Raw genomic sequence first — 18,537 nt, 5'->3', positions numbered from 1 at the left:
CAGAGCGATCAAGCCTGGAATGATACGCAATCGGCGCGATTGCGCAATCTTGACAGCGCAAATGGACTGTGCGTTGACAACAGCGTCAGCGGGCCGGCAGCAGCGGGCTGGCGGGCGGCGCCGGCGTTGGCCTCTGCGGCGTGACGGATTTGCCAAAGGCATTGCCCATGCGGTGTTCGAGGGCGGCGCGGTTGTACAGACCCAGCTGGTTCGACGGACGCTGCACGGTCGCTTCCGCGCCGGACAGGGTAGGCGGCGGCCCCTTCACGGTGTTGCTGTTGGGTAATAATTTTTCACTCAAGCAAGACATCGATTGCGCGCGCTTGCCGTTCACTTCCACCTCCACGCAGCCCTTCTCCGGTGCGGCGGCTTTCACGACGACGGTGTGCTCGTCCGCCTGCGCGGCCATGGCGGCGCAGGTCAACAGCAATAGCGATAACAGGCGTGCCATGGTGGCTCCCGGAGCGGTGGAATAGGCGCTCAGCGTAGCAAGGTCATGTGTCGCAGCGATGACACGCCAGCCCGGTCGCTAATGAGCAATGTCATACAGTTGTCATTTTATGAAGCTACCATCCTGCCATTCTGCAGACAACATTGCAGTCAAGACACTTCATGAGCAGGCTCTCGTTGATTTCCCTGGACAATGACACGAATCCACCGCCGCACCGCAAGGGGCAATGCCCTGTCCGCCTGCTTGCTGATGACATTGATGACATTCATGACATTCGCGCGACCGGCTGCCAGTGCGTCCGGTAATGACCCCGGCACGCAGGCCACCGTGCGCTTCGACTTGCCCGCCCAGCCTCTCGATGCGGCGCTGGTGGCGTTTGGCGAAGTGACGGGGTATTCCGTGCTCGTCAGCAGCACCCTGGCGGCAGGCAGAGTGGCCGCGCCCGTGCGCGGCGACTACACACCGGCCGAGGCGCTGCAGCGCTTGCTGGCCGGTACCCAGCTGGGGGCGCGCTTCAGCGGCAGCAATGCCTTTACCTTGCTGGCGCTGGCCGACGCCCCCGTGGCACCCGTGCCTGCGCCGGCCGAAGCGGCGCCCGCCACGCCGCCGTTGCAGGGCTATGCGGCCATCCTGCAGCGCTCGCTCACGCGCGCCCTGTGCCGGCTGCATCCGGACGCTTTCGGCCGCTACCGGCTGGCCTTCCAGCTGTGGCTCGACGAGCGGGGCAAGGTGCGCGCCGTGCACGTGCTGGAAGCGAGCGGCGTGGCGCAGCGCGACCGCGCCGTGCTGCAGCGCCTGCGCAGCCTGCTGATGGATGACGCGCCGCCGGCAGGCTTGCCGCAGCCGCTGACGATTTTACTCACGCCGCGACCCGACCCGGGCGCCGATTGCGCGCCGTATCTGCTGGCCGGGGCGCCTTGAGCATGCCGGAATTACTCAAAACCACCTTGCGCAAGCTGTTCCTGGAACGCTACGGACAGTTTCGCCGCCACCTGCAGCGCCGTCTGGGCTCGGAAGACCTGGCCAATGATGCGCTGCATGAAACGTATCTGCGGGTGGAACGGATGAACGCGCCCGAAGCGATCAGCTATCCGTCCGCCTATCTGATGCGCATCGCCATCAACATTGCGGAAGATCAACGCCGCGACAATGCGCGTCTGCTCAGCCTGCCCGATATCGACGATCTGTACGAGATGGCCGATGAATTGGCCGACCCGGCCCGCACCTTCAGCGCGCGCGCCGAACTGGAAGAATTGGAGCGGGCCTTGCAGGAGTTGCCGAAACGCCGGCGCGCCATCGTCATCGCCGCCCGCGTCGACCAGTTGCCGCACCGCGATATCGCCGAGCGCTTCGGCATTTCCGCCCGCACGGTAGAGAAAGAATTGCGCGCCGGCCTGGAACATTGCTGCGAACGCATGGGACGCGATTTCATTCAGCGCTTCGGTCCCGGCGCAGGAAAAACGTCTAAACATCATGATTGAACAAGCGGAAGACGACATGAGTGTCATCCAGAAGGAAGCGCAGGCGTGGGTCGTGCGCCTGGCCTCGGGCCAGGTCAGCGAGCGCGATGCGCAAGTGTTCCGCCACTGGTGCGCGCGCAGCCGCAAGCATGCCAACGCCTTTGCCGAGGCGCGCGCCGTGTGGGGGGCTATGGCACCGGCCGCGTGCGCCGTCAAGCGGGCGCAGCGGCCCGTGAACACGGCGCGGCGGGCCTGGCTGGGCGGTGCCGTGGCCGCCTCGCTGGGCTTGCTGGTGCTGCGCCCGCCGACGGACTTGTGGCCTGCCGTGGCGGGTCTTGCCGCCGACTACGCCACGGGCACGGGCGAGCAGCGCGAAGTGGCGCTCGACGGTGGCGTGCTGGTACAGATGAATACGCAGACGCGCCTCGATGCGGCGCCGCTGCAGGACGGCGCTGCGGCGCTGGTGCTGCTGGCGGGCGAAGCGGAATTTCAGGCCGGCTTGCGCGGCGCGGCGCGTGTGCGCGTGCAGGCGGGCGACGGCACGGTATCGGCCGGCAGCGCGCGCTTCAATATCCGCCTGTTCGGCCAGGAAGTGTGCGTGACATGTCTGGCGGGCCGCCTGCGCGTGGCGCAGGCCGGCAACGATGCGGAACTGGCGGCCGGCCAGCAGCTGCGCTACCGGCCCGAGCATTTCGGCATCGCCCGCGCGGTGGCGAAGAGCGACGTCAGCGCGTGGCGCCAGCGTTTGCTGGTGTTCAAGCAAAGCACCTTGGCCGAGGTGGTGGACGAAGTGAACCGCTACCGTCCCGGCAAGCTGATCCTCAATGGCGACGCCTTGAAACATACGCGCGTGCAAGCCAGCTTTTCGCTCGACCGCCTCGACGACGTGATCGCCCTGATCCAGGACGCGTATGGCGCGCGCGTGACGCGGCTGCCGGGCGGCATCGTGCTGTTCGGCTGAGCTCCGCCTTGGCGCCCCGCCAATTATGACATTTTCATGACCTTTTGCAGTCCCGGACCTTGTTCCCTGTCAATGCTGCTGGAAGCCGCGAATCAGTGCCTGCCGCCCGCCCCGTGCGTGCCGCGTGCCCTTTCGCGATATCGGTCAGCAACGGAACATGAAAAGGGAATGTCGCCATGCAGCGAAGCAAGTCGGTCACGAAACACGCATCCTCCTCCGCCATGGCGGGCAACCGGACCGGGCGCCCGGTGCGCTTGAAACCGCTGGCGCTGGCCATCGCCATGCTGCTGCAGGCCGGTGGCGCCCAGGCGCAGCAGCCGTTCAGCGGCGCCTGGTTCGCAGGCAAGGGAGCGCAGCAGGGCACGGCTGCCGCCACGGGACGCTTGCCGAATGGCCAGCCGGCAACATCGCTGAACAATCCCCTGCTGCAGCAGCAAAAGGCCGAAGGCAAGCTGCAGCAATCGCTGAACAATCTGCTGCTGGCCGCGCGCGGCATCGCCGCCGAGCAGGCGGTGCAGGCGGCCGCGCGCCAGGCGGCGCTGGCGGCGGGCGGCGCCCCCGATGGCCTGGCCAAGGGCGGCTTGCAGGTCGACAGCAACAGCCTGACGGCCGGCTGGCTCAATGCCCAAGGGCCCGTGCAGACCCAGGCCGACGGCAAGACCGTCGTGAAGGTGATGCAGACGGATGACAAGGCGATCCTGAACTGGGAAAGCTTTAACGTCGGCAAGAACACCACCCTGCAATTCGACCAGAAATCGCACTGGTCCGTATTGAACCGCGTGAATGATCCGCTGGCGCGCCCCAGCCAGATCCAGGGCCAGATCAAGGCCGACGGCACGGTGATGATCGTCAACCGCAACGGCATCGTGTTTACGGGCAGCAGCCAGGTCGATACGCGCAACCTGGCGGCCGCCGCCATGGGCATGAGCGACAGCCAGTTCAAGAGCGGCCTGTACGGCAAGGCGCAGGGTACGGGCGCCGTGCCGACCTTCGCGAATGACTTGCTGCTGGGCCAGAATACCTACACGCATGGCAAGGCCGAGGCCGATGTCGTCGTCGCCGCCGGCGCGCGCATCGACACGCGCAAGCCGCAGACGGTGACGGAAGGCGGCGGCTATGTGCTGCTGGCTGGCCGCAGCGTCGAGAATGCGGGCGCCATCACCACGCCGAATGGCCAGACGACTCTGGCCGCCGGCGACGCCATCGTCGTGCGCCCGGGCCAGGGCACGGACAAAAACCAGTTTTCTAGCACGCGCGGCAATGAAGTCGAGATGCTGCGCACGGCCGGCAGCAGCGCCGGTGCCGTCGTCAACAACGGCGTGATCCAGGCGGCGACGGGCGACATCACGCTCAGCGGCAATAGCGTGCGCCAGGATGGTGTGCTGCTGTCGAGCACGACAGTGAATGGCCGCGGCAGCATCCACCTGGCGGCGGCAGGCGAGAACGCCGGCGTCACCCTGGCGCGCGGCAGCGTCAGCGCTGTCGTCATTGATGACAACGGCGCCACGGCGCTCGATGTGCAGCGCGACACCCTGCTGAAAGATACGGGCAAGGGAACGGACACGCCGCAGGACCGGCGCGACCAGTCGCTGGTGCGCATTGTTTCCGCCGGCAACGTGGAGTTCGAGGGCGACTCGCTGACCCTGGCCACGGGTGGCCAGGTGCTGGTCGATGCGGCCCGCCGCAGCCACGTGGCGCGCGATGCCGCCATCGACGTTTCCGGCGCCGTCGGCGTGAAGGTCGACATGAGCAGCAATAATGTGCTGATCAATGTGCAGGGCAACGAGCAGCGCGACGCGCCCGGCAGCCGGGACGCGAAATACCTCAACAACAGCGACGTGTGGGTCGACCGCCGCGACCTGGTGCTGGTGCCGGCCGGCACGAATGGCTACGCCACGGACCGCTGGTACACGGCAGGCGGCTTGCTGGAAGTGAGCGGCTACCTGAACACCAGCGGCCATGGCATCGGCGAGTGGGCGGCCCAGGGCGGTACCGTCGGCTTTGGCGGCGGCGAAGTGGTGACGCAGGCCGGTTCGCGCATCAACATCGCCGGCGGTTCGCTGGACGTGCAGACGGGCATGGTCAAGCAGACGTGGCTGAAGGGGGCGGATGGCGCGATGTACAAGCTCAGCACGGCCCCTGGCGACAACCTGTACACGGGCCTGTATCGCGGCTATGAAAGCACGCATGCGCGCTGGGGCGCGAACACGACGGAAACCTACGCGAATGCCTTGATCGGCCCGCGCGAGCGCCTGGAAAACGGCTATACCGTGGGCCGCGATGCGGGCCGCCTGATCGTTTCCACGGGCGCGGCCGTGCTGGAAGGCGATATCGATACCTCCGCGTTCCAGGGCGAGCGCCAGCAGCGCAAGCGCGATGACGGCATGGAGAGCTACAAGCAGGCGCAGACGGCGGCGGCGCGTGCCGGTCAATTGATCGTGGGCAAAATGACGCCCGTCTTCGATACCAGGACGGGCCAGCTGCGCGACAGCCCGCAAGCCATGCTGGAGAACGTGCAAATCGGCAAGGTGGCCGGCATCGCCGATGGCCAGTTGCTGGGCGATGCCTTGCCGGCCGCGCGCAGCAAAGCCTTGCAGCTCGACGCGGACTGGCTCAACGGACTGGAACTGGGCGCACTGAATATCTATGCCTACGACAAGCTCGACGTCAATGCGGATGTGCGCGTGGCCGATGGCGGCGACATCGCCCTGCACGCCACTGACGTGGCGCTCAAGGCGAATGTGAGCGCGCGCAGCGGCAGCATTGCTGCCGGCAACATGGTGTCGCGCTATCTGGCGAATACGGGCGCCGTGTGGCTCGATGCGCCCGTGTCGCCGGAAGGGCGTCCCACGGGCCCGGCCGGCGTGCGCGTGGCGCCCGGTGTGCGTCTCGATGCGCGCGGCCAGTGGAGCAACCTGGAACTGGACCCGGGCGCCGTCGCCGGTTTGCCGTATATCAATGGCGGCAAGGTCACCCTGAAGAGTTCGGGCGGTATCGAATTGGCTGGCGGCAGCGTCATCGACGTCTCGTCCGGCGCCGCCCTGATGAGCAATCGCAGCCTGCAGGGCGGGCGTGGCGGCGACATCACCCTGGCGGTCGACTTGCCGCGCGAAAAAGCTTCCACCGGCGCCTTGCTCAAGCTCGACGGTGAGTTGCGCGGCCATGGCGTGAAGGGCGGCGGGCGCCTGGCGATCGACAGCGGCACGGCCGTCAGCATCGGCGGCAAACTGCAGGGTGGCGACGTGCTGCCAGCGGGAAGCAGCGCCCCCGTCGGCCTGCGCCTGAGCGATGAATTTTTGATTGCCCAGGGCGAGAAGATCCCCTTTGATTTCGCCATCATCACCAGCCTGATCAAGCCGGGCGAGACCCTGGCCAAGCCCGTGACGGCGGATGTGTCGACGCTGAAACCGCTGGTGCTGGGGGCCGACTTGCTGGTGCCGCAGGGCGCGAATTTCTTCATCAACGGCACCAGGTATGTCCAGGGCGGTTCCATCGCGCCCGCCGGCAGCGTGGTAACGGCCATCAACGGTCTCAATGCGGGATTCGTGGTCACGGCGGAGGTCTTTCCCAACGGCTTGCCCATCCTGCCGCTGACGACACAGTATGCGGCCGGCAGCATCGCCGCCGACGACGTGCGTACGCCGCGCGGCGTGCTGCTGCCGACCGGCACCATGCTGGGACGCGACGTTGCCGTGCAGCCCATGCTGGCGTTGGGCGCCAGCCTGTTCCAGAGCGGCTTTGCCGATTACGCCGTCTCTGGCCGCGACGGCGTCGTGGTGGTCAACAATGCGCAGATCGATGTGCGGATGCCCGTGCTGCGCTTCAATCCCGCCACCGGCAGCACGGTGGCCAGCGGTACCGATCCGTCCGCCGCACTGGAAGCGTGGACGCCGGCGCTGTACCAGGAAGATACGCGCAAGGCCCGCTTGACGCAGCGCGGCGGCGCCGACCTGTCGCTGACGGCCGGCAGCCCCAACGTGCGGGGCGCGCTGGCGGTGCAGGAAGGGGCCGCCATCACGGTCGATCCGGGCCGCCAGATCAGCATCACGGGCAATGACCAGATCAGCATCGACGGCAAGCTCGACGCCTGGGGCGGCAAGATCGCCATCCTGCCCGGCACGTTTGGCACGGGCAGCGACATGGATGTGCCGAACGGCAAGGGACAAGCCACCTCGATCTGGATCGGCGAACACGCCGTGCTCGACGTCGCCGGCCGCGCCACCGTGGCCACTGACATGCGGGGCGGACGCTATGGCCGCGCCGACAAGGGCGGCAGCATTGAAATCGGCGCCCGCTACAAGGCCGATGCCGCCAGCGTCGATGCGGCCGATGCCTTCGTCGTCGTGCGCCCGGGCGCGCTGCTCGACGCCAGCGGTGCGCAAGCCACCCTGGACTTGCCAAACCAGGGCGCCGTCAACGTTGCCGGCAGCGGCGGTTTGATTTCGCTCAGTTCCTACAACGGCATCTTTGCCGATGGTACCCTGCGTGCGGCGGCCGGTGGCGCCGGCGCGGCTGGCGGCACCCTGGCGATGGCGCTGGACACGCCCAACTATGGCCAGGTGGACCGCCAGACGCTGCAAGGCGACACCGTCGACAATGCGGTGCGGGTGCCGCGCGAATTCGTGCTGGCGCAAGTGCAGGGCGACAGCGTGCTGCCGGCAGACTTGCGCGCCGGCCAGCAGGATGAGGCCTTGCGCTACGGCACTGCGCGCCTGGGTGCCGACCGCGTGCAGGCCGGCGGCTTCGATAACCTGGCCATGCATGTCAACGGCATGCTCAGCGTGGATGGCGACGTCAAGCTGGCGCTGGGCCAGAGCCTGCGCCTGAGCGCCAGTTCGCTGGGACTGACGGCACGGCCGCAGCCAGAGACGGAGGGCCAGGACCAGGTGAGCACGCTTGCCAGCCAGGTGCACCTGGCGGCGCCGTATGTGCGCCTGGGTACGGCCATGCGCGGACAGAAGGACAATTACATCGTGCCCAATGCCGTGAAAGGGTCGAAAAATGGGGGCAAGGGGCGCGGCATGCTGGGCGTGCCGCTGGTGGCCGACGGCTCCCTGCTGCAGATCGATGCGGGCATGCTCGATCTTGCGGGCGAGGTCAACATGGGCACGCGCGGCGAGATCGTGCAAAGCAGCGGCAAGCCGCTGGCGGTCGAACGCGATGCCTTCGAACAGCTGACCCTGAACAGCCGCGGCGACTTGCGCATGTCGAACAACGCCGCCCTGTACCAGCCGGGCAACGCCACCCTGGCCGCCGCGCAGATTTATCCTGCCACGGGCGACAGCGGCATGGTCATGGTGGGCCAGAGCAGCCAGGTCGACGAGTTCGGCAATATCCGCGTCGCGCTCGATCCCTTGCGCATGCTCAATATCGAGCGCAGCGCCGGCAGCGCCACGCCGAATCAGCCTTATTCCGTGTTTGGCAGCCTGAACCTGGTTGCGCCCACCATCAACCAGCGTGGCGTGCTGCGCGCGCCGCTGGGCCAGATCACCTTGGGCGCCGAAGGCTATGAAGCCTACACGGGCCGCGTCAACCTGTTGCCGGGCAGCCTGACGTCCGTCAGCGCCAAAGGCTTGACGATGCCGTATGGCGGCACGCTCGATGGCCTCAGCTACCTGTATGACGGCAACGATGTCGTGCTCAAGGGCGTGGGCAACGGCCCCGAGATCGCCTTGACGGGCGCTGCCGTTGACGTGCAAGCGGGCGCCGTGCTCGACCTGTCGGGCGGCGGCACCTTGACGGGCGCGGCCTTCCTGGCCGGGCGCGGCGGCTCCACCGATGCGCGTCTCAATCCGCTGGTGCAGATGAAGCCGAATGGCGGCTTCACCCTGCCTGGCATCAATACCAACCCCGTGTACGCCATCGTTCCCGGCGTGCAGCCGGACGTGGCGCCTTTGACGGCCGAGCAAGGCGCGGGCAAGCCCGCCGTGGGGCGCCAGATCACTATCGGCGCGGGCGTGCCTGGCCTGGCGGCCGGCACCTACACCCTGCTGCCATCGAATTTCGCCTTGCTGCCGGGCGCCTTCCGTGTGGAATTGAATGGCCTGGCCGGCGCCGTCGAAGCGGGCAGCACGGTGGCCATGCGCAACGGTTCGTATGCCACGGCGGCGCAAACGGGCATCGCCGGCACGGCCATCCGCGACGCCGTTCCCGGCCAGGCCATCCTGACGCCGGCCGACGTGCTGCGCAGTTATTCGCAATTCAATGAAACGGGCTATGCCGCGTTTGCCGTGGCGCAGGCCACGCGCGACGGCGTGCCGCGCGCCATGCTGGAACGCGACGCCAAGGGCGTGCGCGTGCAGCTGATCGCCCCGTTCCTGCACAGTGTCGAGAATAATCACACGCCCTTGATGATGGATGGCAGCGCCCTGTACGCGCCGGCCGAGGGCGGCTTTGGCGGCTCCCTGCTGCTGGGCACGGGGCGCCATGCATCGACCCGCTACGAGGTGCTGGCCGACGGCACGGCGCCGCTGGCGGACTTCGATGGCGTCTCCGTGCACGCCTCGCAGATCAACGCCTTTGGCGCCCAGCGCCTGGGCATCGGCGGCTTGCCGCGCGTCACCTACAGCGATATCGCCACGGGCAGCAACCAGCGCGCCAATATCGCCGCCATCAACGAATCGGCGGGCGGCATCGTGCTGCGCGACGGCGCCGTGCTGAAGGCGGCCGAGGTGTTCCTGGTGACGACGAAAACCACTGATGGCATCTTCCTCGAGCAAGGTTCCGGCATCAATACGCTGGGCCGCGGCAAGGCGGCCTGGGACTCGCGCGATGGCTATGTGTACCAGCCGATGGGTAGCGTGCTGGCCGTCTCGAACGGCTGGCTGGACATGCTGCCGGCCGTGCGTACGCCGTCCGATTCGGATGGTCCCGGCATCATCGACATCGGCGCGTGCGCGAAGACGATAGTCGCCTGCGGCGGCACGACCTCGCTGTATTCGGAAGGCACCATCGCCGCCGTGACGGAGCGCGCGTTTACCCTGCGCGACAACGTGCGCTACGGCACGCGCAACCTGGTGCTGGCGATGGGGGCTATCAATATCGGCAGCGAAGCCTCGCTGGCGGACGCCAGTGCCCGCAGCGCCCTGCCGGACGGCCTGGCATTGAACCAGGGCGTGCTCGACCGCCTGCTGCGTGGCGATACCAGCACGGGCGCACCGGCGCTGGAAAGCCTGGGCTTGACGGCACGCAACTCCTTCAACTTCTATGATTCGGCGCAGCTGTCGACCATCGATGCGGCCACGGGCAAGTCGTCGCTGTCGCGCCTGGTGCTCAATACGCCCGCCATCTACGGTTATGGCAGCACGGACGCGCTGGCGCGCATTCACACGGACACCCTGGTGTGGCAGGGCGCGACGAATGCGCCCGGTGCCGTCGTCGCCGCTGGCCCCGGCACGGGCAGCGGCCGCCTGCAGGTCGACGCCAAGCGCATCGAGTTCGGTTTCACGCCGGACAGCCGTCCCGACACCATCCATAACCTGGACCGTTTGATACTGGGCTTCGGCCAGGTGGCACTAAATGCCAGCGAACAGTTGACGGCCAACAACAAGGGCAGCCTGTCCGTGTACCAGTCGCAGGGCGCGTGGGACACGGCCATCAACGGCTACCGCTACAGCGGTGGCGATGTGGTCATCAACACGCCGCTGCTGACGGGCGCGGCCGGTTCCGTCAACCGCATCACGGCAGGCGGTGAACTCAAGGTGAGCGCACCGGCAGGCGCTGCTGCCGCCACGCCGACGAATGCGGCGCTGGCCGGCGCCCTGGGCGCCGAAGTGGCGCTGAGCGGCAACAGCGTTAGCGTGGATACAGCGGTGGTCTTGCCGAGCGGAAAATTGACCCTGTCGGCCGAGCGCGATGTGCTGCTGGGCGACAAGGCCAAGCTGGACCTGGCGGGCCGCAAGATCGATTTCTACGATACCAGCAAATACAGCTGGGGTGGCGACGTGATGCTCGACAGCCGCGAAGGCGATGTGCGCCAGGCGGCTGCCTCCGTGATCGACGTGTCGGCCGTCAACAACCGCGCCGGCAAGCTGAGCGTGATCGCCACGGGCGAGGCGGCCGGCACGGCCGACTTGCGCGGTACCTTACTGGGCGGCGCCAGCGGCAGCTATGACGCGGGCGGCACCCAGGTAGCGTACGCGGCCGGTGGCGTGGAGATCCGCGCCCGGCAGATCGGCGACTTCGCCGGCCTGAACCAGCGCCTGACCACGGGCAAGGTATTCGGCAGCCGCAGCTTCCAGCTCAAGCAGGGCAATTTGACCATCGGTGACGAGCTCAAGGCGCGCGAAGTGAGCGTCTCCGTCGACGGCGGCAGCTTGACCGTGAAGGGCCGCATCGATGCCAGCGGCGAACAGGTGGGCAGCATCCGCCTGGCCGGCCGCGACGGCGTCACCATCGCATCCGGCGCCGTGCTCGATGCGCATGGCACGCTGCTGCGCACGGACAGCTATGGCCAGGTGATCGAGGCGCCGAACCGCGCCGTGATCGAACTGGCTGCGCCCGGCGGCCGCCTGACCCTGGAAAACGGTGCGCGCTTCGACCTGCGCAGCGGCGACAAGGGCGGCAACTACGGCAGCATCGATCTGGACGCGCGTCGCCTCGGCGGCGCCACGGGCGACGATATCGATATCGATGCGGCTGGCGCACTGAACATCGCCGGCGCGCGCACCATCAACGTCAACGCCTTCTGGCAATACAAGGATGCCCCCGCCGGCACGGGCAAGGATGCGGATGGCCGCAGCTACCAGGGCATCAACCAGGCTTACCTGGACGAGAAGCATGCGGACAGCCAGGCTTTCATGCTGCATGCGCTGGCCAACGGCAACTTGATGAACAACAAATTGCGCGGCTTGCGCGGTGATGCCAACGCCTTCCATTTGCGCCCCGGCGTCGAGATCGTCAGCGCCACGCCGGGCGGCGATTTGCACATCGATGGCGACATCGACCTGTCCGGCCACCGCTACGACGGTGTCAATCCGCTGGCGCGCCTGAGCGGCGTGTACGGCTCGGGCGAGGCGGGCGCGCTGGTGCTGCGCGCCGGCGGCAAGCTCAGCGTCTTTGGCAGTATCACGGATGGCTTCGATACCCGCAGCTTGCCCGTCACGTCGGACGACCAGGGCTGGCAATTGGTGAAGGGCCGCTTGCCCTGGGGCGGCGAGGTTGTCGTGCCGCAAGCGGGCCTGGTGACCCTGGCCGAAGGCACGTATTTCAAATCAGGCACGAGCGTCAATTTCGCCTTGCCGATGAAGCCGATGCAGTTGCGCGGTGGCACCTTGCTGGCGGTGCGCGCCACCTTGACGGATACGCTGAACTTGCCTGCCGGTAGCGTGCTGGGGGGCGCCGTGCGCAATGCCGATGGCAGCGTGCTGTACGCGGCCGGCACCGTCTTGCAACAGGCGCTGACCCTGTCGAGCGGCATGCAGCTCGATGCGGGCCTGCGCCTGCCGGGCGCGGCCAGCGTGGCGGCCATGCTGTGGCCGGCGAATGTCGCCTTGCCCTTCCCGGAAGGCAAGCCCATGGACACGAACGATAGTGGTAATTTCTTCAACGGTGTGGTGCTGGCCTCGGCGCTGGCGCTGGACAAGGGCAGCGTGCTGCCCGCCGGCACGGTGGTCAAGCTGCCAGGCGACGCGACCATGGTGGCGCTGCGCCCGGCCGACAGCACGGGCAGCCAGGGCCGCAACTTGGCGCTGGCGCCCATGCTTGCGCAGGGTTCGCAAGCGTGGTCACTGCGCCTGGTGGGCGGCGCCGATACGGCCGCCGCCGACACGCGCGCGCTGCGGCCGCATGCGAAGGATGCCCATCTGATGCTGGCCGATACGCATTACGGCATGGGTGCTGCCCGCGAGTTAATTCCAGGTACCGGCTTGCCTGGACAATACATATGGGGCGACGATGCCGGCATGTTTGGCTATGAGCCGGGCACGCCGATCAACGTGGCCGACTTTGGCGGAGAAGAAGCGCTGCTTGCCTACAATGACTGGGGCTATGGCGTGATCGTGGTGAAGGTTGCCGATGGCACGCCGCCAGAATACATGGACGTGACTGCGCCGGCGCGCCAGCCCCTGTTCAGCGTGCTGCGTACGGGCACGGGCGACCTCGACTTGCTCGCCGCCGGCGACTTTGACATGCGGTCACTGTATGGCGTCTACACGGCGGGCACGCAGTCGGCCTCGCCGCTGGTCGATGGCAAGGATCTGTTCAACCTGCCGCGCGGCTTGAGCGCCAAGGGCAAGTTGCTCGGCGCGCTAGGCGATCAATTGACGCCCTACGTCGATGGCGGCAGCGCAAGCCTGTACCGCGCCTGGTATCCGGAGCACGGCGGCAACCTGCTGCTGCGCGCCCAGGGCGACGTCAAGGGCGACACCGTGGGCACCGCCCTGACCCGCCGCGAGGATGCCATCGGCACCCTGAACGCGCAGCAGGACACCAGCGACATCGGCACCTGGCTGTGGCGCCAGGGCAGCGGCAGCACGGGCGCGGGCGTGCCGACGGCATGGTGGATCAACTTCGGCACCTATATTTCGCGTCCAGAAGGCTACGACCTGTTTGCCGGCCTGCCGATCGTGTCCGGCTTTACGGGCATCGGCACCCTGGGCGGTGGCAACGTGCTGCTGCAGGCGGGTGGCGACGCCGGCATGCTGACCTCGCGCGCCGATCCGGGCGGCGCATACACGCCGCGCAGCCAGGGCTTGAACGTGGCCGTGGGCAGCACGGGCAGGGTGACGCCGGACGGCAAGCTGCTGCTGACGGGTGGCGGCGACCTCGACATCCGCATCGGCGGCGGACTCAACCCTGTTGCCGAGGTACGCAGCTTCGATGCCAACAGCGACTTCCCGAATGCCGATACGCGCTTCGAGCGCCAGTATCCGACGCTCAACAGCACTCTCACCAATCTGCGTGGCGCGCTGCGCATGGAAGCGGGTGCGGTGGGCGGCGTCGAGCTGCGCTTCGACCGCGCCGATCCGAAGGAGTCACGTCCGTATGAAACCTATACGGCGGGCACGGCGATTGCCAGCGGCGGGCCCATCCTTGTGCCCGGTGACAGTGGCGTGCGCATCGACGCGCGCGGCGACCTGGTGCTGGGCGGCACGGCCGATGCGGGCCGCGTGAAACAGCTGGCCAATGGCTCGCCGTTCAACTACCAGGGCGTGGAGCGCAAGGGCGAGGGCTGGAGCTGGTTCTCGCTGTGGACGCCGGCCACGGCCATCGACCTGTTCAGCGCAGGCGGCAATCTGACGCCGACGTCGGCCTGGATCCAATCGGTGACGGGCGACAACCACGCGCCATCGGACGGGCGGTATGTCATGCCATCCGTGCTGCGCGCCGTGGCCGCCAGCGGCAGCTTGTACTACGGCAATGCCAGCCTGGGCAGGCTGGGCGAGGGCAGCAAGGTTGACATGCCGCAAAACGGCGTGATCCTCGCACCGTCGCCGGTGGCGCCGCAATTTGTCAGGACCGGCGCGGGCCAGCTGGAAATGCTGGCGGCCGATTCCATCCACGCGGCCGGCTATCCGATCACGCCATCGGGCGCCGATCCGCGCTTGTTGCCGAACCCGTTCAACCCCGGCTTCGTCGGCGCGCTGGATACGGTCTGGTTCGGCCTGTTGCCGCTGCATAACGTCAACGCGAATGCGCTGGCGCCCTCGCCGCTGCTCTCGTTTGCTTCGAGTCCCAACGGCGCCGGCGTGGCCGAACAGACCTATCCGCTGTTCAGCATGACGGCGCCGACGGTGTCGGACTATGTGCCGGTGGGCCAGGTGCCGGCGCATTTCTATGCCAACAGCGGCGACATCGTCGGCCTGCGCACGGGCGGCATCGTATACCGGGCAACACTGAAGGGTGAAACTGGCCCGCTGGGCGTGTGGTACGAGGGCGGTGGCGCCGTCGCCGTGCGCGCCGGACGCGACATCGTCAATTCCGGCACGCCGCTCGGCAGCGTCGAGGGCGTGCCCGATGGCGCGGCGGGATGGACCAGCAAGGGCTTCGTCGGCCGGCCCGACTACCCGGACAAGCCGGTCGCCACGGGCAGCTCGTCCGCGCGCGGCAACCTGTTCGTGCACCGCCATGCCGATGACGTTTCCGTCGTCAGCGCCGGGCGCGATATCCGCTACAGCACCTTCTATGTGGCGGGACCAGGCCAGCTGAACGTGAGCGCAGGGCGCGACCTGTACATGGCCGACAAGGCGGAATTGCGCAGCCTGGGCAGCATCGTCAATGCCCGGCCAGGCGAGCAAGGTGCCGGCATCGCCGTGGCCGCCGGCGTGGGCCGCAATGGCCCCGACTATGCGGCCTTCGCGGCGCGCTACCTGGACCCGGCCAAGCTGGCCGATCCGGGCAAGCCACTGGCCGACCAGTCCGGCAGCGCCGTGTATGTCTACGGCGGCAAGCTGACCCTGGCCGACTGGCTGCGTGGCCAGTTCGCCTACAGCGGCGACGAGGCGGGCGCGGCGACCTTCCTGGGCACGAAACAGGCTGAACTGGAGAAAGCTGGCCAGCAAACGGGCGGCGTGCGGCGCGACCTGGCGCGTGAGTATGCGCTGGTCAGCCAGTTGCACCTGGTGAACTGGCTGACGACGCGCTTCGGCGGCGACAGCGGCCTGGGCATCCGCTATGACCCCGCCACCGATGCGCGCAGCTTCTTTGCCGCCTTGCCGAAGGAACAGCAGCAGGTGTACCTGAGCAACGTTTACTTTGCCGAGCTGAAAGCGGCGGGGCGCGAGTACAACGATGCGGACGGCGTGCGCCGCGGCAGCTACCTGCGCGGCCGCGAGGCCATCGCCACCCTGTTCCCATCGCAGGACAAGGCTGGCAAGAAGATCGATTACAAGGGCGACCTGACGATGTTCAGCAGCGCACTGTACACGGTCGATGACTACGCCGGCGTGTACACCAAGCGGCCGCTGGCGGGCGTGCGCTACCTGAGTCCGCAGGAGTGGATCGAGGCTGGCCGTCCTAGCTACAACGTACCGCACGTGGTCGTCAACGATGCCGGCATCCACACGGATGTCGGCGGCGATATCGGCATCACGGTGCCGGGCGGCCGCGCGCTGATCGGTGTCGATGGCGGCTATGCGCCGGGCGAAGGCTCGGGCGTGCTGACACAGGGGGCGGGCGAGGTGCAGATCTATGCGAAAGACAGCATCCTGCTGGGCCAGAGCCGCATCTTTACTACCTTCGGCGGCAACATCCTGGCCTGGTCGGCGCAGGGCGACATCAACGCGGGCCGCGGCACCAAGTCCACCGTCGTGTACACGCCGCAGCGCCGCGTGTACGACAGCATCGGCCTGGTCAGCCTGTCACCCAGCACGCCGAGCACGGGTGCCGGCATCGCCACCCTGAACCCGATCCCGGAGGTGCCGCCTGGCGACATCGACCTGATCGCCCCGCTGGGCACCATCGACGCGGGCGAGGCGGGCATCCGCGTCTCGGGCAACGTCAACCTGGCCGCGCTGCAGGTGGTGAATGCGGAAAACATCCAGGTGCAGGGCAAAGCCACGGGTATGCCGGTCATCGCCGCGGTGAACGTGGGTGCGCTCAGCAATGCCAGCGCAGCCGCCTCGCAAGCCGTGACGGCGGCGCAGGACGTGCTGCAGCGCGAACGGGCTGCCACGCGCCAGGCGCTGCCGTCGCTGTTTACCGTGAAGGTGCTGGGCTTTGGCAACGAGCAGACGGACGAGGGCGGCAGCGGCAAGGGCAAGGGCGGCGAGCCGCAGGCGTCGAACTACCAGCCGGCCGGCGTGGTGCAGGTGCTGGGCGCGGGACCGTTGACGGCGCCGCAGCTGCAGGCGCTCACGCCAAACGAGCGTCGCGGCTTGCAGCCGTGACCGCTGTACGAGCTTGACGGGAGGCCATTCCGGTCGCGGCGCCAGCGTCGTGGCCGGAGTTTTATGAACATTTGATGACAAACGTCAGTTCGTGCGTGCGGCGTTCGTCTAGGTACTGTCTTGCCGAGCATAGCGTTCGGCGCCGCGATACCGGGTAGGGCAACCGTTTGATTTTGAGGTGAATGGAATATGCGTGAGATGAAGAAACGAGGTAACGGCGCGCCGCAGGCGCCCGCGACCGCCTTGAGCCTGCTGTGCCTGGCCATGCTGGCGCTGCCCGGCATGGCGCTCGCCCAAGACGCCGTCCCGGCGGCCGCCCCCGTGGCCGCGCCGGAACGGCAAGTGACGATCGAGGAATACCTGGTGCGCGGCAATACCGTGCTCGATGCGCGTGCCATCGAAGAGGCGGTCACGCCGTTCCTGGGGCCGGGCCGCACCCTGAAGGACGTGGAAGGGGCGCGCGACGCCTTGGTCGCCGCCTATCAGGCGCGCGGCTACCAGTCCGTCTACGTGGACTTGCCGGAGCAGCAGGTGGAGCAGGGCGTGGTGGTGCTGCAGGTGAGCGAAACCAAGGTGGGACGCTTGCGCGTGGTCGGTGCGCAGTACAACTCGCCGCTCGACGTGCGCCAGCAAGTGCCGGCACTGACGGAGGGCAAGGTGCCCGACTTTACGCAGGCGCAAGTGGAACTGACGGCCCTGAACCGTGGCCCCAAGCGTCAGGTGATGCCGCTGGTCAAGCAGGGCAGCTTGCCCGGCACCATGGACGTGGACTTGAAAGTGGAAGACAGCAGCCCGTGGCGCGCCAGTGTCGGCTTGAACAACGATTACAGCGCCGATACGAAGAAATTGCGTACCAGCATGTCGCTCGGTCACGACAACCTGTGGCAGCTGGGGCATAGCGCCGCCCTCAGCTTTTTCGGCACGCCGGGCGACCTGAACCAGACCAAAGTGTGGTCCGCCTCGTATGTGGCACCGATCGGCACGCAGGGCTGGAGCGTGGAAGCGACCGGCTACCAGTCGAACAGCAACGTGGCCAGCACGGGCGGTACCAGCGTGCTGGGCAAGGGCCATGCGCTGGGCATGAAAGTCAACTACACGGTGCCCAACAGCGGCATCTGGTGGCACAGTTTTTCTGCCGGCATCGATTTCAAGGATAACCAGGAAGCGCTGAAACTGAATGGTGCCGGCAGCAGCATTCCGCTCAAGTATGTGCCCCTGAGCGTGTCGTATAACGGCTTTGCGCAGACGGAGGCGGCGACGTATGGCCTGGGCCTGTCGCTGGTGGCCGGCACGCGCGCCTCGTTCGGCTATGGCAGCGACAGCGCCGCCTACGACAACAAGCGCTACAAGGCCTCGCCCAGCTTCCTCGTCCTGAAGGGCGACGCCAACGCCACCACCACCCTGGGCAGCGGCGCGCAGCTGTACGGCAAGCTGGCGGGCCAGCTGGCCGATGCGGCGCTGGTGTCGGGCGAACAGATGGCCGCCGGCGGCGCCAATTCCGTGCGCGGCTACCTGTCGGCCGAAGCAACGGGCGACTACGGCGTGTCCGGCAGCGTCGAATGGCGCACGCCCCAGTTGACGTATTTCAGCCGCTTGGAAAACTGGCGCCTGTACGCGTTTGTCGATGGCGCGCGCCTGCGCTTGCGCGATCCGCTGGTGGAACAGAAAGACCTGTTCGGCCTGGCGTCCGTGGGCGTGGGCAGCAGCTTCCAGTTCCTGCGCTACCTGAATGGCCGCATCGACTTTGCGTATCCGCTGCGCGATGGCCCGCGCACGCACAAACACGTGCGCCGCATCAATTTCAACCTGTCGGCCAGCTACTGACGGGCCAGCTCACCA

The 18,537-nt window shown here is 67.5% G+C and carries 6 protein-coding genes; 5 read left to right on the top strand and 1 reads right to left on the bottom strand.

Annotated elements, in window-relative coordinates:
- Nucleotides 1-85: 85 nt before the first annotated feature.
- The gene (locus tag CNX70_RS00745) at nt 86-451 is read right to left on the bottom strand and encodes a hypothetical protein (protein WP_096232667.1); all 366 of its coding nucleotides are present in this window, start codon (nt 449-451) and stop codon (nt 86-88) included.
- A gap of 267 nt (nt 452-718) precedes the next feature.
- Here CNX70_RS00745 and CNX70_RS00740 point away from each other — a divergent pair, with 267 nt between their 5' ends.
- The 5 genes from CNX70_RS00740 (at nt 719) to CNX70_RS00720 (ending at nt 18,522) form a co-directional block, all read left to right on the top strand.
- Nucleotides 719-1,372: a secretin and TonB N-terminal domain-containing protein gene (locus CNX70_RS00740; protein WP_167389593.1), complete on the top strand. Its 654-nt coding sequence runs from the start codon at nt 719-721 to the stop codon at nt 1,370-1,372.
- A gap of 2 nt (nt 1,373-1,374) precedes the next feature.
- Complete coding sequence (locus CNX70_RS00735) at nt 1,375-1,932, top strand: RNA polymerase sigma factor (RefSeq protein WP_035823145.1); 558 nt, start codon at nt 1,375-1,377, stop codon at nt 1,930-1,932.
- Nucleotides 1,925-2,872 (top strand): FecR family protein, encoded by a 948-nt coding sequence (locus CNX70_RS00730; RefSeq protein WP_096232663.1) that lies wholly within the window; start codon nt 1,925-1,927, stop codon nt 2,870-2,872. The genes CNX70_RS00735 and CNX70_RS00730 overlap by 8 nt, the downstream gene beginning before the upstream one ends.
- 176 nt (nt 2,873-3,048) lie before the next feature.
- Complete coding sequence (locus CNX70_RS00725; RefSeq protein WP_096232661.1) at nt 3,049-16,698, top strand: filamentous hemagglutinin family protein; 13,650 nt, start codon at nt 3,049-3,051, stop codon at nt 16,696-16,698.
- A gap of 198 nt (nt 16,699-16,896) precedes the next feature.
- Nucleotides 16,897-18,522, top strand: a complete 1,626-nt coding sequence (locus CNX70_RS00720; RefSeq protein WP_244198992.1) for a ShlB/FhaC/HecB family hemolysin secretion/activation protein — start codon at nt 16,897-16,899, stop codon at nt 18,520-18,522.
- Nucleotides 18,523-18,537 lie beyond the last annotated feature (15 nt).

It is taken from the genome of Janthinobacterium svalbardense, from assembly GCF_002327145.1.
In the GTDB taxonomy this organism is placed as follows: Bacteria; Pseudomonadota; Gammaproteobacteria; order Burkholderiales; family Burkholderiaceae_D; genus Janthinobacterium; species Janthinobacterium tructae.
Note: the sequence above shows the minus strand (reverse complement) of the source record. Positions and strands in the feature narration are given on the sequence as shown.